The 16,622-nt window shown below is 70.3% G+C and carries 17 protein-coding genes and 1 tRNA gene; 3 read left to right on the top strand and 15 right to left on the bottom strand.

The window, feature by feature from the left end; all coding sequences use genetic code 11:
- Nucleotides 1-116 precede the first annotated feature (116 nt).
- Nucleotides 117-1,073: an NADP-dependent oxidoreductase gene (locus LPW41_RS13380; RefSeq protein ID WP_230705189.1), complete on the top strand. Its 957-nt coding sequence runs from the start codon at nucleotides 117-119 to the stop codon at nucleotides 1,071-1,073.
- A gap of 25 nt (nucleotides 1,074-1,098) precedes the next feature.
- Here LPW41_RS13380 and LPW41_RS13375 read toward each other — a convergent pair whose 3' ends face one another.
- A complete protein-coding gene (locus tag LPW41_RS13375) occupies nucleotides 1,099-1,986 on the bottom strand; it encodes a LysR family transcriptional regulator ArgP (RefSeq protein WP_144832762.1) in 888 nt (295 codons plus the stop codon).
- A 28-nt stretch (nucleotides 1,987-2,014) separates the two neighbouring features.
- Between LPW41_RS13375 and lysE the strand changes: the two genes are divergently transcribed.
- Entirely contained in the window at nucleotides 2,015-2,728 is a 714-nt protein-coding gene (gene lysE, locus LPW41_RS13370; RefSeq protein ID WP_230705093.1) for an L-lysine exporter, read from the top strand.
- 57 nt (nucleotides 2,729-2,785) lie between these two features.
- On the top strand, nucleotides 2,786-3,061 hold the full coding sequence (locus LPW41_RS13365; protein WP_144832758.1) for an acylphosphatase: 276 nt from the start codon (nucleotides 2,786-2,788) through the stop codon (nucleotides 3,059-3,061).
- Here the strand turns inward: LPW41_RS13365 and LPW41_RS13360 are convergent.
- From LPW41_RS13360 to gabT, 14 genes are all read right to left on the bottom strand, one after another.
- The gene (locus LPW41_RS13360) at nucleotides 3,058-4,101 is read right to left on the bottom strand and encodes a nitronate monooxygenase family protein (protein ID WP_144832756.1); all 1,044 of its coding nucleotides are present in this window, start codon (nucleotides 4,099-4,101) and stop codon (nucleotides 3,058-3,060) included. The two genes, LPW41_RS13365 and LPW41_RS13360, sit on opposite strands and share 4 nt — an antisense overlap.
- A 2-nt stretch (nucleotides 4,102-4,103) precedes the next feature.
- A complete protein-coding gene (locus LPW41_RS13355; RefSeq protein ID WP_154097361.1) occupies nucleotides 4,104-4,880 on the bottom strand; it encodes an amino acid ABC transporter ATP-binding protein in 777 nt (258 codons plus the stop codon).
- Nucleotides 4,867-5,532, bottom strand: a complete 666-nt coding sequence (locus LPW41_RS13350) for an amino acid ABC transporter permease (RefSeq protein WP_144832752.1) — start codon at nucleotides 5,530-5,532, stop codon at nucleotides 4,867-4,869. The genes LPW41_RS13355 and LPW41_RS13350 overlap by 14 nt, the downstream gene beginning before the upstream one ends.
- Nucleotides 5,533-5,644: 112 nt before the next feature.
- Nucleotides 5,645-6,448 (bottom strand): amino acid ABC transporter substrate-binding protein, encoded by an 804-nt coding sequence (locus LPW41_RS13345; protein WP_144833120.1) that lies wholly within the window; start codon nucleotides 6,446-6,448, stop codon nucleotides 5,645-5,647.
- Between the two features lie 201 nt (nucleotides 6,449-6,649).
- A complete protein-coding gene (rplA, locus tag LPW41_RS13340; protein WP_144832750.1) occupies nucleotides 6,650-7,342 on the bottom strand; it encodes a 50S ribosomal protein L1 in 693 nt (230 codons plus the stop codon).
- Nucleotides 7,343-7,353: 11 nt separating this feature from the next.
- On the bottom strand, nucleotides 7,354-7,785 hold the full coding sequence (rplK, locus tag LPW41_RS13335; protein WP_013585556.1) for a 50S ribosomal protein L11: 432 nt from the start codon (nucleotides 7,783-7,785) through the stop codon (nucleotides 7,354-7,356).
- 229 nt (nucleotides 7,786-8,014) lie between these two features.
- A complete protein-coding gene (gene nusG / locus LPW41_RS13330) occupies nucleotides 8,015-9,139 on the bottom strand; it encodes a transcription termination/antitermination protein NusG (RefSeq protein WP_144832748.1) in 1,125 nt (374 codons plus the stop codon).
- Between the two features lie 59 nt (nucleotides 9,140-9,198).
- Nucleotides 9,199-9,474 (bottom strand): preprotein translocase subunit SecE, encoded by a 276-nt coding sequence (secE, locus tag LPW41_RS13325; RefSeq protein ID WP_144832746.1) that lies wholly within the window; start codon nucleotides 9,472-9,474, stop codon nucleotides 9,199-9,201.
- Nucleotides 9,475-9,516: 42 nt separating this feature from the next.
- A tRNA-Trp gene (locus tag LPW41_RS13320) sits at nucleotides 9,517-9,589 on the bottom strand.
- 241 nt (nucleotides 9,590-9,830) lie between these two features.
- A complete protein-coding gene (locus LPW41_RS13315; protein WP_230705092.1) occupies nucleotides 9,831-11,192 on the bottom strand; it encodes an NAD-dependent succinate-semialdehyde dehydrogenase in 1,362 nt (453 codons plus the stop codon).
- A 22-nt stretch (nucleotides 11,193-11,214) separates the two neighbouring features.
- Nucleotides 11,215-12,774: an APC family permease gene (locus LPW41_RS13310; protein ID WP_230705091.1), complete on the bottom strand. Its 1,560-nt coding sequence runs from the start codon at nucleotides 12,772-12,774 to the stop codon at nucleotides 11,215-11,217.
- The gene (locus LPW41_RS13305; protein WP_154097358.1) at nucleotides 12,771-13,643 is read right to left on the bottom strand and encodes a universal stress protein; all 873 of its coding nucleotides are present in this window, start codon (nucleotides 13,641-13,643) and stop codon (nucleotides 12,771-12,773) included. The genes LPW41_RS13310 and LPW41_RS13305 overlap by 4 nt, the downstream gene beginning before the upstream one ends.
- A complete protein-coding gene (locus LPW41_RS13300; RefSeq protein WP_154097357.1) occupies nucleotides 13,640-15,100 on the bottom strand; it encodes an NAD(P)/FAD-dependent oxidoreductase in 1,461 nt (486 codons plus the stop codon). Before LPW41_RS13300 ends, LPW41_RS13305 begins: the two co-directional genes overlap by 4 nt.
- A 91-nt stretch (nucleotides 15,101-15,191) precedes the next feature.
- Nucleotides 15,192-16,541, bottom strand: a complete 1,350-nt coding sequence (gene gabT, locus LPW41_RS13295) for a 4-aminobutyrate--2-oxoglutarate transaminase (RefSeq protein WP_186325493.1) — start codon at nucleotides 16,539-16,541, stop codon at nucleotides 15,192-15,194.
- Between the last annotated feature and the right edge of the window lie 81 nt (nucleotides 16,542-16,622).

Here is a 16,622-nt window from a genome sequence, read left to right as displayed (position 1 = left end):
GGGCGGACCGCAGCGAAGTCGCTGCGTAGCGACGTCACGAGAGAGAGCGCCCGATGAGATTCCGATCGACGCGTCCCGAGGCCGCCCTCCAGCCCGCCCCCGCGCTGCCCGAGACGATGCGAGCGGTGGTGTTCGATGCCCCCGGTTCCGCCGAGGTGCTCCGGGTCGCCGACGTCGCGGTCCCCACTCCGGTGCTCAGCGAGGTCCTCGTGCGGGTGATCGCCGCCGGCGTCAACCCGATCGACGCGAAGACCCGCGCGGGACGCGGCATGTCGGCTGCCATCGACGCGTGGCCGGCCGTGCCGGGGTTCGACGTGAGCGGCGTGGTGGTGCGCACCCCCTTCGACGCGCACCCGTTCCCCGTCGGCACCGAGGTGTACGGCATGGCCGCCTTCCCCCGCACCCCCGGGACCTCGGCCGAGTACGCCGTCGTTCCCACGCTTTCGCTCGCCCGCAAGCCCGCCTCGCTCTCGCACGTCGAGGCCGCCGCCGTCCCCCTGGCCGCGCTGACCGCCTGGGGACTCGTCGTCGAGACGGCCCTCGCGCACCAGGGGCAGCGCATCCTCATCCACGCCGGCAGTGGCGGGGTGGGGCACTTCGCCGTGCAGTTCGCCGCCTACTTCGGCGCGCACGTCATCGCGACCGGCTCGACGCGCAACCTCGAATGGCTCCGCGAGCTCGGAGCCGCCGAGGTCGTCGACTACACCGCGACGCGCTTCGAAGACGTCGTCCACGACGTCGACGTGGTCATCGACCTCATCGGCGACGTCTCCGACGACACCGGCACGCGCTCCCTCGAGGTGCTGCGCCCCGGGGGCCTGCTCATCGAGGTGCCGACCGGCGCATGGCCGGGCTTCCGCGAGGCGGCCGCGGCCCGCGGCATCCGTTCGACGGACTACAAGACGATCCCCGACGGCGGCGCCCTGGCGACCATCGCCCGCCTGCTCGATTCGGGTGCGGTGCGGGTCTACGTCGAGCACGTGTTCGACCTCGCCGATGCCGCCGACGCGCACGTCGAACTCGAGCGCGGGCACACGCGCGGCAAGATCGTCCTCTGCGTCAGCGACGACTGACCGGCGGATGCCGCGGAGCCGGGGGTCACCCGGCTGCGAGCATCCGCCGCCCCTCGCCGACGATCTCGTCGGCCACCTCGTCGAGCAAGGGAGAGGTGAGGTTCCACTGCTGCCAGAACAGGGGCACGTCGACCGGATCGGCACCGAGCCGCACCAGGCGACCCTGGGCGAGCCCCTCGGCGGACTGGAATCCGGGGAGAAGCCCCCACCCGAGCCCGAGCCCGACCGCTGCGGCGAAGTCCTGCGAGGCGGGCACGCGGTGCCGCGGAGGATCCGCCGGCGAGACCCCGCGCCGCAGGAGCCACTGCGTCTGCAGGTCGTCTCGTCGGTCGAAGTCGACGATCGGCGCCACCGCGAGCGCGTCGGCGTCGACCCCCCGAGCGAACCACCGCTCGGCGAACCCCACGGTCGCCACCGCTTCGTAGCGCAGCACCCCGAGTGAGCGCACCCGGCACCCGGCCACCGGGGTCTCGCGCGAGGTGACGGCGGCCATGACCGTGCCGCTCTCGAGAAGCCCGGCCGTGAAGTCCTGGTCGTCGCGGTGCAGGTCGAACACCACCGCGCGGCGCGCCGCCACGCGCGCCAGCGGGGGCAGGAACCACGTCGCGAGCGAGTCCGCGTTGACGGCGAGGGCGACGGATGCCACCGAGCCCTCCTCCGCGCCCAGGGCGGCCAGGGCGTCGTGTTCGAGCAGGGCGAGCTGGCGGGCGAGGCGCACCACGGCGTCGCCGGCCTCGGTCGTGCGTACGGGCTTGGACCGCACGAGCACGACGCGTCCGAGTTGGTCCTCAAGCGCGCGCAGCCGCTGGCTCACCGCCGACGGGGTGATGTGCAGGCGTCGGGCGGCGGCGTCAAGGGTGCCCTCGTCGACGACGGCGGCGAGGGTGCGAGCGAGATCGAGCGGGACCGGCATGAAGCGATGCTAATGGTTCATCAGAATAATGAGCTGTTCTTTTCTTCTGGGCGACCGTAGCGTCGTCGTCGTGCTCCCCTCCGTCTTCGCCGGTCTCGGCCTCGGCCTGTCGCTCATCGTCGCCATCGGCGCCCAGAACCTCTTCGTGCTGCGCCAGGGCATCCGGCGCGAGCACCTGCTCGCCGTGGTCGCGGTGTGCGCTCTGTCCGATGCGATCCTCATCGTGCTCGGCGTCTCGGGCGTCGGGCTCGTGCTGCAGGCCGTGCCGTGGCTGCTCACCGTCGTGCGCTGGGCGGGGGCCGTGTTCCTCGTCGGTTACGGCGTGCTCGCCGCGCGGCGCGCTCTGCGTCCGAGCGGCGAGACCCTGCGGGTCGACGGGGGCGCGGCATCCGCCCCCTCCCCCCGCGCCGGAGACGCCGGCGGTACCGCCGTGCGCACGCGCCCGGCCCGGACCACGCTGGCCGCCGCCCTCGCGACGTGCCTCGCCCTGACGTGGCTGAACCCGCACGTGTACCTCGACACGGTGTTCCTGCTGGGCTCGGTCGCCTCGACCCACGGCGACGATCGATGGGCCTTCGCTTTGGGCGCCTGTGTGGCGAGCGTGCTGTGGTTCACCTCGCTCGGCTTCGGCGCCCGCTGGCTCGGGCGGTGGCTCGACACCCCGCGCGCGTGGCGCATCCTCGACGCGGTGATCGCCGTGGTGATGTTCGCGATCGCGATCTCGCTCGTCCTGCCGCACTGAGCGGCGATTCGCCGGCCGCGGGGCATCCGCGGCCCACGGGACGACGAGAATGGACCCATGCGCACGGCGACGATCACGGTGAACGGACGCGTGCAGGGTGTGGGGTTCCGCTACGCACTGCACGACGAGGCGCAACGGCTCGGGCTGCGCGGATGGGTGCGCAACCGCCGCGACGGCTCGGTCGAGGCGCAGGTGGCGGGCGATCCCGACGCCGTCGAAGCCCTCATCGCCTGGGCGCACGAGGGTCCGTCGACGGCCCGCGTCGACGACGTCGATGTGATCGAGGGCACCACCGATCCCGGCGACGGGTTCGAGATCCGCGCGACCGCCTAGAGCGGAAGACCCGCCCGCAGCTCGGCGAGAACGTCGGCGGCATCATCCAGACGCGCGAGGCCCGCAGCCTGGCCCAGCCACAGCGACAGCAACTCGGCGTCGCCGCTCGCCGCGGCGGCCTGACGGAACACTCCCGTGAGCCAGTTCTGCGCCGGGAAGGGCGCGATCTCGCCGGACTCCTCGATCGCCCGCACCGCGTCGTTGGGCACTCCGCGCGCGAGCCGACCGCTCATCGCCGTCGTCAGAACGGTGGTGGTGTCGGATGCCGAGGCGATCGCCTCACGATGCGCCCGCGTCGCCGCCGACTGCCTCGTGCGCAGGAACGCGGTGCCGACCTGCACGCCCTCGGCCCCCAGGGCGAAGGCCGCGGCGACACCCCGACGATCGGCGATGCCCCCCGCCGCGATCACCGGCACCCCCACGGCGTCGACGACCTGGGGCACGAGGGCGAACGTGCCGACGAGCGAAGCCGAGGCGTCGCGCAGGAACGAGACCCGGTGACCACCCGCCTCCATTCCGGTCGCCACGATCGCGTCGACACCCGCGGCATCGAGCGCGCGGGCCTCGTCCACCGACGTGGCCGTTCCGATCACGCGGATGCCGAGCTCTCGTGCGGTCGCGAGGGTCGCGGCATCCGGAACGCCGAACACGACGCTCAGCACGTCGGGGCGCGCGTCGAAGACGGCCTCGAGCTGCTCGGCCACGGGCGGGATGAAGGCGCGCGGCGCCTCGGGGCGGGAGATGCCTGCGCGCGCGAAGAGGTCGCCCGCGGCGTCGACGTAGCGCTGCAGGTCGACGTCGTCGGGGGTGACCTCGTCGCCCCGCGGCATCCACAGGTTGACGGCGATCGTCTTGTCGGTCGCCGCGCGCAGAGCAGGGACGGTGTCGCGGATGCGCTCGGCCGCGTAGCCGTAGAGGCCGAACGATCCGAGCCCGCCCGCCTCGCTGACCGCGGCCGTCAGCCCCACCGACGACAGGCCGCCGAACGGGCCGAGTACGATCGGCACCTCGACGCCGAGCACCTCCCGCAGACGCGACATGATCAGTCCATCGGTCGCAGGAGTCGGTCGAGGAAGCGCTTGGTGCGCTCCATCTTGGGCTGACGCAGGATCTCGGACGGAGTGCCGCGCTCGACGATCACTCCCCCGTCGAAGAAGAGCACCTCGTCGGCGACTTCACGGGCGAAACCGAGCTCGTGCGTCACGATGACCATCGTCCAGCCCTCGGCCGCGAGTTCGCGGAGTACCGTCAGCACCTCGCCCACGAGTTCGGGGTCGAGGGCACTGGTGGGCTCGTCGAAGAGCAGCAGCTGCGGCTGCAGCGCGAGGGCGCGCACGATGCCGACGCGCTGCTGCTGTCCGCCGGAAAGCTCGGAGGGATACGCGTCGCGCTTCTCGGCGAGGCCGAAGCGGGTCAGCAGAGTGTCGGCGCGGGCGATGGCCTCGGCCTTCGCGACGCCGTGCGCCTGCGTCGGCCCCTCGATGACGTTCTGCAGCACCGTCAGGTGCGGGAACAGGTTGTGGTGCTGGAAGACCATCGCCGACTTGTCGCGCAGCGCCGTGCGGTCGGCCTTCGACACCTTGCCACCGAACTCGACCACCGGACCCTGATCGAACGCCACGACGCCGGCATCCGGGGTCTCGAGTCCGTTCAGGCAGCGCAGCACCGTCGTCTTGCCCGACCCCGACGGACCGATCAGCACGAGCACGTCACCGCGGCGCACCTCGAGATCGACGCCGTCGAGCACGCGGTTCGTTCCGAAACTCTTCTGCAGCCCGGTCGCTGCGAGCAGCGGGGCGGACGGTTCAGTGGGCGACATGGCGGTCCAGCCTCTTCTCGAGGGCGTTCTGCCCGAACGACAGCACCAGGCAGAACAGCCAGTAGATCAACGCCGCCTCGAGGTAGACGGCCATGAATTCGTACGAGAACGCCGCGATGTTCTGCGCCTGGCGGAAGAGCTCCGTGACGAGGATCAGCGACGCGAGCGAACTGTCCTTCACCAGCGAGATGAAGGTGTTCGACAGCGGCGGCACCGACACCCGGGCCGCCTGCGGGAGGATGATGCGGGTCAGCGTCTTGGTCGGCGACAGGCCGACGGTGTGCGCGGCCTCCCACTGCCCGCGGGGGACGGAGAGGATCGCGGCGCGGATGATCTCGGCCGCGTAGCCGCCGACGTTCAGCGAGAAGGCGATGACCGCCGCCGGGAACGGATCGATCGTGAGCCCCAGCGACGGCAGGCCGAAGAAGATCACGAACAGCTGCACGAGCAACGGCGTCCCGCGGATGACCGAGATGTAGAACCGGGCGATGCCCGACAGCACGAGGTTGCGCGAGAGGCGCATGAGCGCCATCAGCAGGGCGAGCACGAGACCGATCGCGAACGAGGCCAGCGACAGCGGAATGGTGCCGGTGAACCCGGCCAGCAGCATGGGCCAGAACGATTCGACCAGGAGCGACCAGACGTCGTTCATGGGCTTCCTTCCTCGCGCGGGCGCGGATCACCCGCGGCGGACGCCGCAGCGGATCATCCGCCGTCCACGCTACGGGTGGGTGGCGGATGATCCGCGGGGCTTTACATCGGGCTTACTGGGTGACGTCTGCGCCGAAGTACTTCTCGCTGATCTGCGCGAGAGTGCCGTCGGTACGAAGCTCGTCGAGGGCGCCGTCCACGGCATCCGCCAGCTTGTCCTGACCCTTCTTGAACGCGAACGCGCTCTCGGAGGTGTCGTCGGTCTGCGCGGCGATCTTCAGGCCCGTGGGGCTGTTCGTCTTCTCGTAGTCGAGGTAGGTGAGCTGGTCGTTGACCGTGGCGTCGACCCGGCCCTGCTTGAGCAGCGCGACGGCCTGCGCCCAGCCCTCGACGGCTTCGACCTGGGCACCGCTCGAGGTCGCGAGCTCGTACCAGTTGCTGGTGAGCGACTGCGCGGTGGTCTTGCCCGACAGGTCGGCGAAGCTCGAGATGCCGTTCTCGTCTTCGGTGGTGACGATCACGCCACGCGACACCGTGTACGGCGAGCTGAAGTCGTACTTCGCCTGACGGTCGGGGTTGATCGAGACCTGGTTGGCGATGACGTCGAAGCGACCCGCATCGAGGCCCGCGAAGATCGCGTCCCACTGGGTCTCCTGGAACTTCACCTGCAGGCCGAGCTTGTCGGCGACGGCCTTGGCGATCTCGACGTCGAAGCCCGTGAGCTCGCCGGCGCCCTCGTGGTACGAGAACGGGCGGTAGGTGCCCTCGGTGGCGACGGTCAGCGTGCCGCCCGAGACCAGACCGAGGTCGGCGCCCGCGGCGGGATCGGTCGTGGAGGAGCCGCCGCTGCAGGCGGTCAGCGCGAGGGCGCTCAGGCCCAGGGTGGCGGCGAGGACGGTCAGACGGCGACGGGGCATAGCTGTTCCAGACATGTGTGATGTGGGGGGGGTGGCGCGGTGCGGCGCCGGACGTGGTCGGTGCGCGAGCGCACCCTCCAGCAGAACACGCCGCGGCAGCGGAGTCTTCCCGGATGACGCTGTATTGCACGATCGTGCACGCGCCGGCAACGCAGAAGCCCCGCCGCGCAAGGCGCGACGGGGCTTCCGAAGTGACGGATGTCACATGATGGAGTTGACGTCCAGCGGGATGCCGGGGCCGAACGTGGTCGACACGGCGCCCTTCTGGATGTAACGGCCCTTCGAGCTCGACGGCTTGAGGCGGACGATCTCCTCGAGAGCGGCGGCGAGGTTCTCGTCGAGCTGCTCAGCGGTGAACGATGCCTTGCCCACGACGAAGTGCACGTTGGCGTGCTTGTCGACGCGGAACTCGATCTTTCCGCCCTTGATCTCCTCGACGGCCTTGGCCGGGTTGGGGGTCACGGTGCCGGTCTTGGGGTTCGGCATGAGGCCGCGGGGTCCGAGGACCTTACCGAGGCGACCGACCTGGCCCATGAGCTCGGGCGTGGCGACGGCCGCGTCGAACGCGGTGTAACCGCCGGCGACCTTCTCGATGAGCTCGGTGCCACCGACCTCGTCGGCGCCGGCGGCGAGAGCCGCCTCGGCCGCGGGGCCGTTGGCGAAGACGATGACGCGCGCGGTCTTACCCGTGCCGTGGGGCAGGATGACCGTGCCGCGAACCATCTGGTCGGCCTTACGGGGGTCGACCGCGAGCTTCAGCGCGACCTCGACGGTCGAGTCGAACTTCTTCGAGCCGGTCTCCTTCGCGAGGGCGACGGCCTCGGTCGGGGTGTAGAACGTGTCGGCCGCGATCTTCTCAGCAGCGGCGCGGAATGCCTTGGACTTGGTAGCCATTGTTATCTCCCTCAGTCCTCGACCGTGATGCCCATGGAACGGGCGGTGCCGGCGATGATCTTCGAGGCGGCCTCGATGTCGTTCGCGTTCAGGTCGGGCTGCTTCGTGGTGGCGATCTCGCGGACCTGGTCCTTGGTGAGCTTGCCCACCTTGACCGTGTGGGGCGTCGACGAGCCCTTGGCGAGACCGGCGGCCTTCTTGATGAGCTCTGCGGCGGGGGGCGTCTTCAGGATGAACGTGAAGCTGCGGTCCTCGTAGACGGTGATCTCGACGGGGATGACGTTGCCGCGCTGGGCCTCGGTCGCCGCGTTGTACGCCTTGCAGAACTCCATGATGTTGACGCCGTGCTGACCGAGCGCCGGACCGATGGGGGGCGCGGGGTTGGCCGCACCCGCCTTGATCTGGAGCTTGATCAGGCCGGTCACCTTCTTCTTGGGTGCCATATCCTTTTCCTCTCTCGAGCGGGGCCGTGGCGGCTCCCTCTCTCCCGCACACCCGGCGGATTCCGGGCAGCGGTCGTCGCGCGCTGACGCACGCAACCTGCCCATCATACGCGACGTGACGCCCGTCGGCATCCCACCCTCCCGACGCAAGGAGAGCGGCGCCCGCCGGGAACGGCGAACGCCCCGCCGGACGAGCCGGGCGGGGCGTTCGCGAAGACGCGGGTGGGCGTCAGACCATCTTGGTGACCTGGTCGAACGACAGCTCGACCGGGGTCTCGCGCTCGAAGAGCGACACCAGCACCGTGAGCTTGCCGCTCTCGGGCTTGATCTCGCTGATCGTGCCGGGAAGACCCGCGAACGAGCCCTCCTTGATCGTGATCGTCTCGCCGGTCTCGAAGTCGACCTCGGCGGGGATGACGCGCTGCGCGGTCGGAGCACCCTTGACGGCGCCGCCCTTCGCGGGAGCGGACTCCTTGACCTCGACGAGGCTCTTCAGCATGTTGAAGGCCTCTTCGAAGCGCAGCGGCGTGGGGTTGTGGGCGTTGCCCACGAAGCCCGTGACACCGGGGGTGTGACGCACGACCGACCAGGTGTCTTCATTGAGGTCCATGCGCACCAGCACGTAGCCGGGGATGCGCACGCGGTTGACCATCTTGCGCTGGCCGTTCTTGATCTCGACGACGTCCTCCATGGGGACCTCGACCTGGTAGATGTCGTCCTCGACCTCGAGCGTCGACTTGCGCTGCTCGATGTTGGCCTTCACCTTGCGCTCGAAACCGGCGTAGGAGTGGATGACGAACCACTTGCCGGGGAGCGACCGCAGCTCGGCGCGGAACGCCTCGTACGGGTCGGCGTCTTCGTCGGTCTCTTCGGCGTCGACATCGGTCGCGGCGTCGGCCGGCGACTCGGACGCCTCGGCCTCGTCGACGACGGATGCCGCGGCGGAGACCTCGTCGACGAAGTCCTCGTCGAGCACGGGCGCGTCGGGCTCGCCGTTGATGTCGGGACCGTCGTAGGGGGTGACCTCGTCGGCGGCCTCGGCGGCCTCTTCGGCCTGCTCCTCGGCGAGGGCGTCGGTGAGCACCTCGGCGGCGGCCTCGGCCTCGCTGGTCTCGTCGATCTCGAGAGCGTCGTTCACGATCGCGTCCGCCTCCGGGTCGGTGATGTCGATGTCGCCGAGGTCGGCGTCGTCGGTGTCGGTCTCGTCGTCGACGACGTGCACGGCGGAGTGCTCGGCCGAGTCGGAGGCGCGCTCCTGCGATTCGAGCACGTTGCCTTCTTGGGCCTCGTCGTCCTCGCTGGACTGCTCGGCTGCCGTCGCCCAGTCGGCGTCGTCGACATATCTTTCAGACACTGTGATCTCTTCCGTTCAGAGGCGGCCGCTCCAGGCGCCGCGCGTCCGTCCAGACGCGGTCAGGCGCCGGCGGTACCGGGGACGCCGAAGACGGCGGTGGTGATCCACACGAACAGCACGTCGAGGCCGTAGACGATCGCCATCATGACGACGACGAACCCGAGGACGACGGCGGTGAACTTCAGGAGCTCCTGCCGCGTCGGCGTGACGACCTTGCGCAGTTCTGCGAAGACCTGACGAATGAAGAGAGCGATCCGCGCGAAGAAGTTCAGCTTCTTCTCGCGGGGCGCGCCGCGGTCTGCGACGATCTCGCCCTTCGCCTCTTCCTGCGTCATCGAACCACCTAGGTCTGTCTGTGTGCCAGCGTGCGCTGTGCGCAGGGCGGACAGGAATCGAACCTGCAACCTGCGGTTTTGGAGACCGCTGCTCTGCCAATTGAGCTACCGCCCTAAGATCCCGACGGGATCCAGGATTCGAAACCGACATGCGTTCCGCCTGGAATCTCTCGGGGAGGGATGCCGCGTGCCCGGGGGCACGGCGAAAGAATGCAGATTTCGACTGCACTCCCCAGTCTATGTCATGAGGTCGGACCTGGCGAACCGAGCCGGCCCCACCGGGCATGTCGCGGAGCGCGCCGCACCCCTCGGTCGGAGCGCATGAGAGCGCGCGGACCGAGGGGTGCGGTGGGGGGTCACGCCGAGCGGATGAGCTTCTTGTTGACGAACTCGTCGGCCGCCAGCAGGCCCATCTCTCGCGAGGTGCCGCTGCGCTTGACGCCGCCGAAGGGCAGCTCCGGCGAGTCGGCGAGCACGAGGTTGACGTAGACCATGCCGGCCTCGATCTTGTCGGCGATGCGCTGCGCCTGCTCGGCATCCGTGGTGAACACGTACGAGCCCAGGCCGTATCCCGTGTCGTTGGCCAGGGCCACCGCCTCGTCTTCACCCGAGACCCGGTAGACCACGCCCACGGGGCCGAAGAACTCCTCGCCGTAGGCGTCCATGTCCTTGGTCACCCCGGTGAGGACGGTGCCGGGGTAGAACGCCCCGTCGCGCTTTCCGCCGACCTCGACGGTGGCGCCCTGCGCCTGCGCGCGCTGCACCTGCTCGTCGAGCCGCTCGGCCGCGGTCAGCGACGAGAGGGGCCCGAGCACCGTGTCGTCGGCGAACGGGTCGCCCACCTTGGCCTCGCCGAGGGCGGCGGTGAACTTCGACAGGAAGCCCTCGTACAGGTCGTCGGCGACGATGAAGCGCTTGGCCGCGTTGCACGACTGTCCGTTGTTGTCGAGGCGCGCGTCGACGGCCGCCTGCACCGCGGCGTCGAGGTCGTCGGTGGACAGCAGGATGAACGGGTCGGACCCGCCGAGCTCGAGCGCGACCTTCTTCAGGTTGCGGCCGGCGATCTCGGCGACCGCGGCACCCGCGCGCTCCGAGCCGGTGACCGAGACGCCCTGCACGCGACGATCGGCGATGATGGTCGCCGCCTGGTCGTTGGTGGCGCGGATGTTGACGTAGGCACCCTCGGGGAGCCCGGCGTCGCGGTAGATCGCCTCAAGCGCCTCGGCCGACTCGGGGCACTGCGGCGCGTGCTTGAGGAGGATCGTGTTGCCCACCGCCAGGTTCGGCGCCGCGAAACGGGCGACCTGGTAGTACGGGAAGTTCCACGGCATGATGCCCAGCAGCACGCCCAGCGGGGAGCGGCGGATCACGGCGGTGCCCTCGGCCAGGATGTCGAGCGGGGTGTCGCCGGTGATCTTGTCGACGTTGTCGGCGTAGTACTCGGTGATGTCGGCCGCGAAGTCGACCTCGCCCAGGGCGGCCTCGAGGGGCTTGCCCATCTCGCGCACGATGATGGCCGCGAGCTCGTCGCGGCGCTCGCGGTGCAGCTCGGCGACGCGGCGGATGGCCGTGGCGCGCTCGGCCGGGGCGGTCGCCGCCCACACGCGGTAGCCCTCGTGGGCGGAGGCGATGGCCTCTTCGACCCCGGAGTCGCTCAGCGTGTCGTACTCGGCGAGGGTCTCGCCGGTGGCGGGATTGACGACGGCGTAGTCGCTCATGGTGCTCCTTTTCGTTTCGTTGTCAGGTCGTGCGGCGACGGCGGGCGCTGGCGGGCGCCTCGCGTCCCAGGGTCTCACCGCGGAAGAAGCCGGGGCTCTTCACGCGCTGGGCGATCATGAGGACGATCCCCACCACGATGATGACCACCGTGATGACGAAGACCAGGCCCACTCCCCCGATCTCGGAGCCCGAGCCGTAATCGGGGCTCGCGCTGTCGATCAGCGTGGTGACGAAGAGCACCGCGAGGATCACTCCGCCCACGAGCGGGGCGAGCAGCGTCAGCAGCACGTTGCGCACCGAGTCGAACCACTGCTTGCGGAAGTACCAGACGCACGCGAAGGCCGTGAGGCCGTAGTAGAAGCAGATCATCGCGCCGAGGGCCGTGATGGTGTCGGTGAGCACGTTCTCGCTGAGCACGCGCATGACGGCGTAGAACACGGATGCCACGATGGCCGACACGATGGTGGCGTAGCCGGGCGTGAAGAAGCGCGGGCTGACCTTCGCGAACTTCGCCGGCAGGGCGTCGTAGTGCGCCATCGCGAGCAGCGTGCGGGCGGGTCCGACGAAGGTCGCCTGCAGCGACGACGCGGAGCTGGTGAGCACGGCGAGCGAGACGAGGAAGGCGAGGGGGCCGAGGATCGGTCCCGAGAGGTGGAAGAAGACGTTCTCCTGGATGTCTTCGTTACCCAGTCCCAGTTCGCCCGTGCCGTTGCCGGCGAACATCAGCAGCGCGACGGCGATGAAGAGGTACAGCGCCACGATCAGGAACACCGTGACGGTGGCCGCGCGACCGGGGGTCTTGTCGGGATCCTTCGTCTCCTCGTTCATCGTGAGGATGACGTCCCACCCCCAGAAGATGAAGATCGACAGCGAGAGCCCGGCGGCGAACGCGCTGAACGAGTCGACCTCGAACGGGTTGAACCACGACAGCTGCACGGGGCTCGCGTCGAAGGCGTTGCCGTTCGTCATCTCGACGACCGCCGCCCCGGCGAACACCAGCAGCACGAGGATCTGGAAGCCGACGAGGCCGTACTGCAGACGCTGGGTGGTCTGCAGGTCGCGGTACGACACGATCGTGGCCAGCAGCATGAACAGCAGGCACACCGCGATGTTGATCGGCACGACCCGCGTGAGCTCGGCGATCTCGGCGTTGCCGCTGATCTGCGCGAGCAGAAGGAACAGGAAGTCCACCGCGATGCCGGCGAGGTTCGACAGCACGATCACGGTCGCAGCGATCAGACCCCACCCGGCCATCCAGCCGACCCAGGGCCCGAAGGCGCGGGCCGCCCAGGTGAACGAGGTGCCGGCATCCGGCAGCCGGGAATTCAATTCGCGATAGCCGAGGGCCACCAGCAGCATCGGGATGAACCCGACGAGGATGATCGCGGGCACCTGGAACCCGACGGCCGAGACCGTCGGACCGAGGGCCCCGGTGAGGGTGTAGGCGGGGGCGATGGTCGAGATGCCGATGACGACGGCGCCGACCATGCCGATCGAGCCGACCCGGAGTCCCTTGTTGGAGATGCCGGTGGTGACGGCGCTGTCGGGTGCGGGGCTCGCCTCGTTGCGAGAAGTGGTCATGAGGAGGTCTCCGAGGTGCGGGGCACCACGATCATGGGAACGGGCAGGGCGCGGAGGATCCGCCCTGCGGTGGAGCCGAGGAACAGCCGGCGCGGCTGGGCCAGCCGGCTGGAGCCCACGAGGGCGATCTCGCCCGGCATCCAGTCGATGCGCGACACCGCGTCTTCGATGTCGGAGCCTGCGCCGACGACGGCCTCGGCCTCGATCTCGGCGGGGAGGGCCGTGCGGACCGACTCGAGCACGCTCTCGGCGTGCGCCTGACCGGTCAACCGGGTCAGCGACGCGTCGACGCGCCCCGGCAGGTCGACCCCCGCGAGCGAGAGGAGTCGCAGCGGAGCGTTCGCCCGACGGGAGACGGATGCCGCGGTGTCGAGCAGCACGTCGGCTCCGGGGCGGGTGCCGATCGCGGCGGTGATGCGCGGGAGACCCACAACGGGATCGACGTCGCGTGCACCCTCGGGAGCGAGGGCGACGGGGACGGGAGCGGAGTGCACGAGCTCTTCGGCGGTCGTGCCGAGGCGGTGCCGGCCGCGCGGCCCTCCCCCGCCGGTGCCGACGACGATGACGGCCGCCCCGAACTCCTCCGCCGCCGAGACCAGGCCGTCGGAGACGGACGACGCGAAACGCACGTGCCCCCGGATGCCGGGATACGGCGCCAGCGCCTCGCGCAGCCAGCCGCGGGCGGTGTCCTGCACGAGACGCTCGTAGCCGGCATCCGTCGGGATCGAGACGTTGTTCTCGGCCGAGGGCAGCACGACCACGACGTGGACGGACGTGTCGAGCGCGGCTCCCAGTCGCGCCCCGAGGGCGAGGGCGTCGGCGCCCGCGTCGGTCGCCGTGTAGCCGACGACGACGCGGTCGCCGCTCATCCGCGCGTCCGCTCGAGGATCTCGTCGGCGGCGCGGTGGCCCTGACGGATCGCTCCGTCGACGTGCTGGTAGCCCGCGCCGGCCATGTCGCTGCAGGCGAGGTGGATCGCGCCGACGGGCTCGCGCAGGTCGGCGCCGTAGCGGTGCAGACCGCCCATGTCGAAGCTCGCGGCGTAGGCGCCGCGCGTCCACTCCTCGGTGCCCCAGTCGCTCTCGTAGTAGACGACGGGGTTCTTCGCCTCGGGGCCGTAGTAGTGCGACAGCGACTCGAGGATGCGCTCGCGGCGCTCCTCGGCGCTGAGACGGAAGACGTCGTCGGCGTTCTGGTCGGACACGAAGCCGACCAGGGTGCCGCGCTCGTCGCCGTGGTTGGTGTTGTCGTAGGCCTCGTGCACGAGCTCGTACGGGCTGAAGGCGGTGCCCGACAGGCCCTTGTCACGCCAGAACGGCGTCTCGTAGACGGCGTGCACCTTGATGACGAAGCCCATCGAGATGTGCTGGTGCATCTGGTGCTGCACGCGCGGCAGCGGGGGCTCGAACGAGATGCGCGAGTAGAGCACGGGCGCGAGCGCCAGCACGGCGAAGCGGGCGCGCACCGTGACGCCGTCGGCGATCACCGTGACCCCGTCGGACGAGGACTTCGCCGCATCGACGCGGGCGGTCAGCGCACGCAGGTCGTCGACGCGCTGCCCCGTGGCCGCGTCGGCGGGGCTCGCGGGGGTCGCCGATGCGGCACCCCAGACGATGCGGCGCACGGGCTGGTTGAGGATCACGTCGTCGCCGAGGCGCTCGGCGAGCAGTTCGGGAACCTGCTGGAGGCCGCCGGCGACACGCTTGTCGAGGATGAAGTCGGCGTCGACGAGGTTCGAGTACGAGCCGGCGGATGCCGCCATGAGCAGCGACTGCAGCAGCGAGAAGGTGTGCGTGGGCTTGGTGAGCATCGCCGAGCCGGTCGCGAAGGCGAGGTTGCGCACGGCCTCGTCGTCGTCGGTCTGCTCGCGCAGCCAGGCGTCCCACGAGATCTTGTCCCACTCGGCGGCGTTCGGGTGCGCCCACGGCTTGTCGGGGTCGATCTCGGCGACCATCTGATCGAGACGCGCGGTGATGTCGTCGATCGCCCTCTCGGTCTCGGGCGCGACGGGGAACATCTCGCCCGTGAAGCGCTTGGATTCGCCGTCGGGGCCGACGTAGACGCTGTCGCCCTCGCGGTAGCGGCTGTAGGTCTCGAGCCCGAGGTCGGCGACGGTGTCGATGAGCGCCGTCTGGTCGGGCGAGACCCACTGGCCGCCGAGCTCGAGCATCGCGCCGTCGACCACGTCGGTCCACAGGCGCCCGCCGACGCGGTCGCGCGCCTCGAGCACGACGACCGACAGTCCGGCCGTGCGCAGGTCGTTGGCGGCGGTCAGGCCGGCGGCGCCGGCTCCGATGACGACCACGTCTCGGGTGATCTCGTCCATGAAAGCGTCCTTAGGTTTGTCGTTCGAAGTCGGAAAGTGTGGCCCCGACGGCGGCGGGCTCTCGGGTCTTCCGCCGCCGTCGGGACGCCTGTCAGCTGCGCGCGAGGGCCGCGGCGACGACGTCGAGGCCCTCGGCGAGCAGGTCGTCGCCGATCGACAGCGGGGGCAGGAAACGGATGACGTTGCCGTAGGTGCCGCAGGTGAGCACGATCACGCCTTCGGCGATCGCGGCCTTGGCCACGGCTGAGGTGAGCGCGGCGTCGGGGGCGCCGGTGGCGGGGTCGACGAACTCGGCGGCGATCATCGCGCCGTGGCCGCGCACGTCGCCGATGCGCGGATCGCTCTGCTGCATCTCGCGGAGGCGACCGAGCAGCAGCTCGCCGATCTCGCGGGCGCGCCCGACGAACCCTTCGTTCTCGAAGGCGTCGATCGAGGCCAGGGCGGCGGCGCAGGCGATGGGGTTTCCGCCGTAGGTGCCGCCGAGGCCGCCGGTGTGCGTGGCGTCCATGATCTCGGCGCGGCCCGTGACCGCCGCCAGCGGCAGACCGCCGGCGATGCCCTTGGCCGTGGTGACGAGGTCGGGGACGATGCCGAAGTGCTCGCTGGCGAACATTGCGCCGGTGCGGGCGAAGCCCGACTGCACCTCGTCGGCGATGAAGACCACGCCGTTGTCGCGGCACCAGTCGACGATCGCGTTGAGGAAGCCGTCGGCGGGGACGATGAACCCGCCCTCGCCCTGGATGGGCTCGATGATGACCGCGGCGAGGTTCTCGGCGCCGACCTGCTTCTCGATGAGCGAGATGGCCTTGGCCGCGGCATCCGGTCCCGAGAGCCCGTCACGGAACGGGTACGACAGCGGAGCGCGGTAGACCTCGGCGGCGAAGGGGCCGAAGCCGCTCTTGTACGGCATGTTCTTCGCCGTCAGCGCCATCGTGAGGTTGGTGCGGCCGTGGTACGCGTGGTCGAAGGCGACGACCGCCTGACGACCGGTGAACTTGCGGGCGATCTTGACGGCGTTCTCGACCGCCTCGGCGCCCGAGTTGAACAGCGCGCTCTTCTTCGCGTGGTCGCCGGGGGTGAGGCGGTTCAGCGCCTCGGCGACGGACACGTACGAGTCGTAGGGCGAGATCATGAAGCACGTGTGAGTGAACGCGGCCACCTGCTCCTGCACGGCCTTCACGACCGCGGGGTGGGCGTTGCCGACGCTGGTGACGGCGATGCCCGAGCCGAGGTCGATGAGCGAGTTGCCGTCGGCGTCGACGACGACTCCCCCGCCGGCCGCGACGGCCTGGATGGGCACGGTGTGGCCGACTCCGGATGCCACGGCGGCGGCCTTGCGCTCGAGGAGCTCCTGCGAGCGCGGGCCGGGGATGGCGGTGACGAGGCGGCGCTCCTGCGGAAGGGTCGGACCGCCGACGAGGGGAAGGGTGTCGAGGCTCATGGCGGCGATGCTACGGACGCCGCCACGGAGCCCGCACTCTCCTGCCTGTACAGTCGCAAGCGCCCTCATATACGTCTCGTA

It is taken from the genome of Microbacterium sp. JC 701 (genome assembly GCF_021026215.1).
Classification (GTDB): Bacteria; Actinomycetota; Actinomycetes; order Actinomycetales; family Microbacteriaceae; genus Microbacterium; species Microbacterium algihabitans.
Note: the sequence above shows the minus strand (reverse complement) of the source record. Positions and strands in the feature narration are given on the sequence as shown.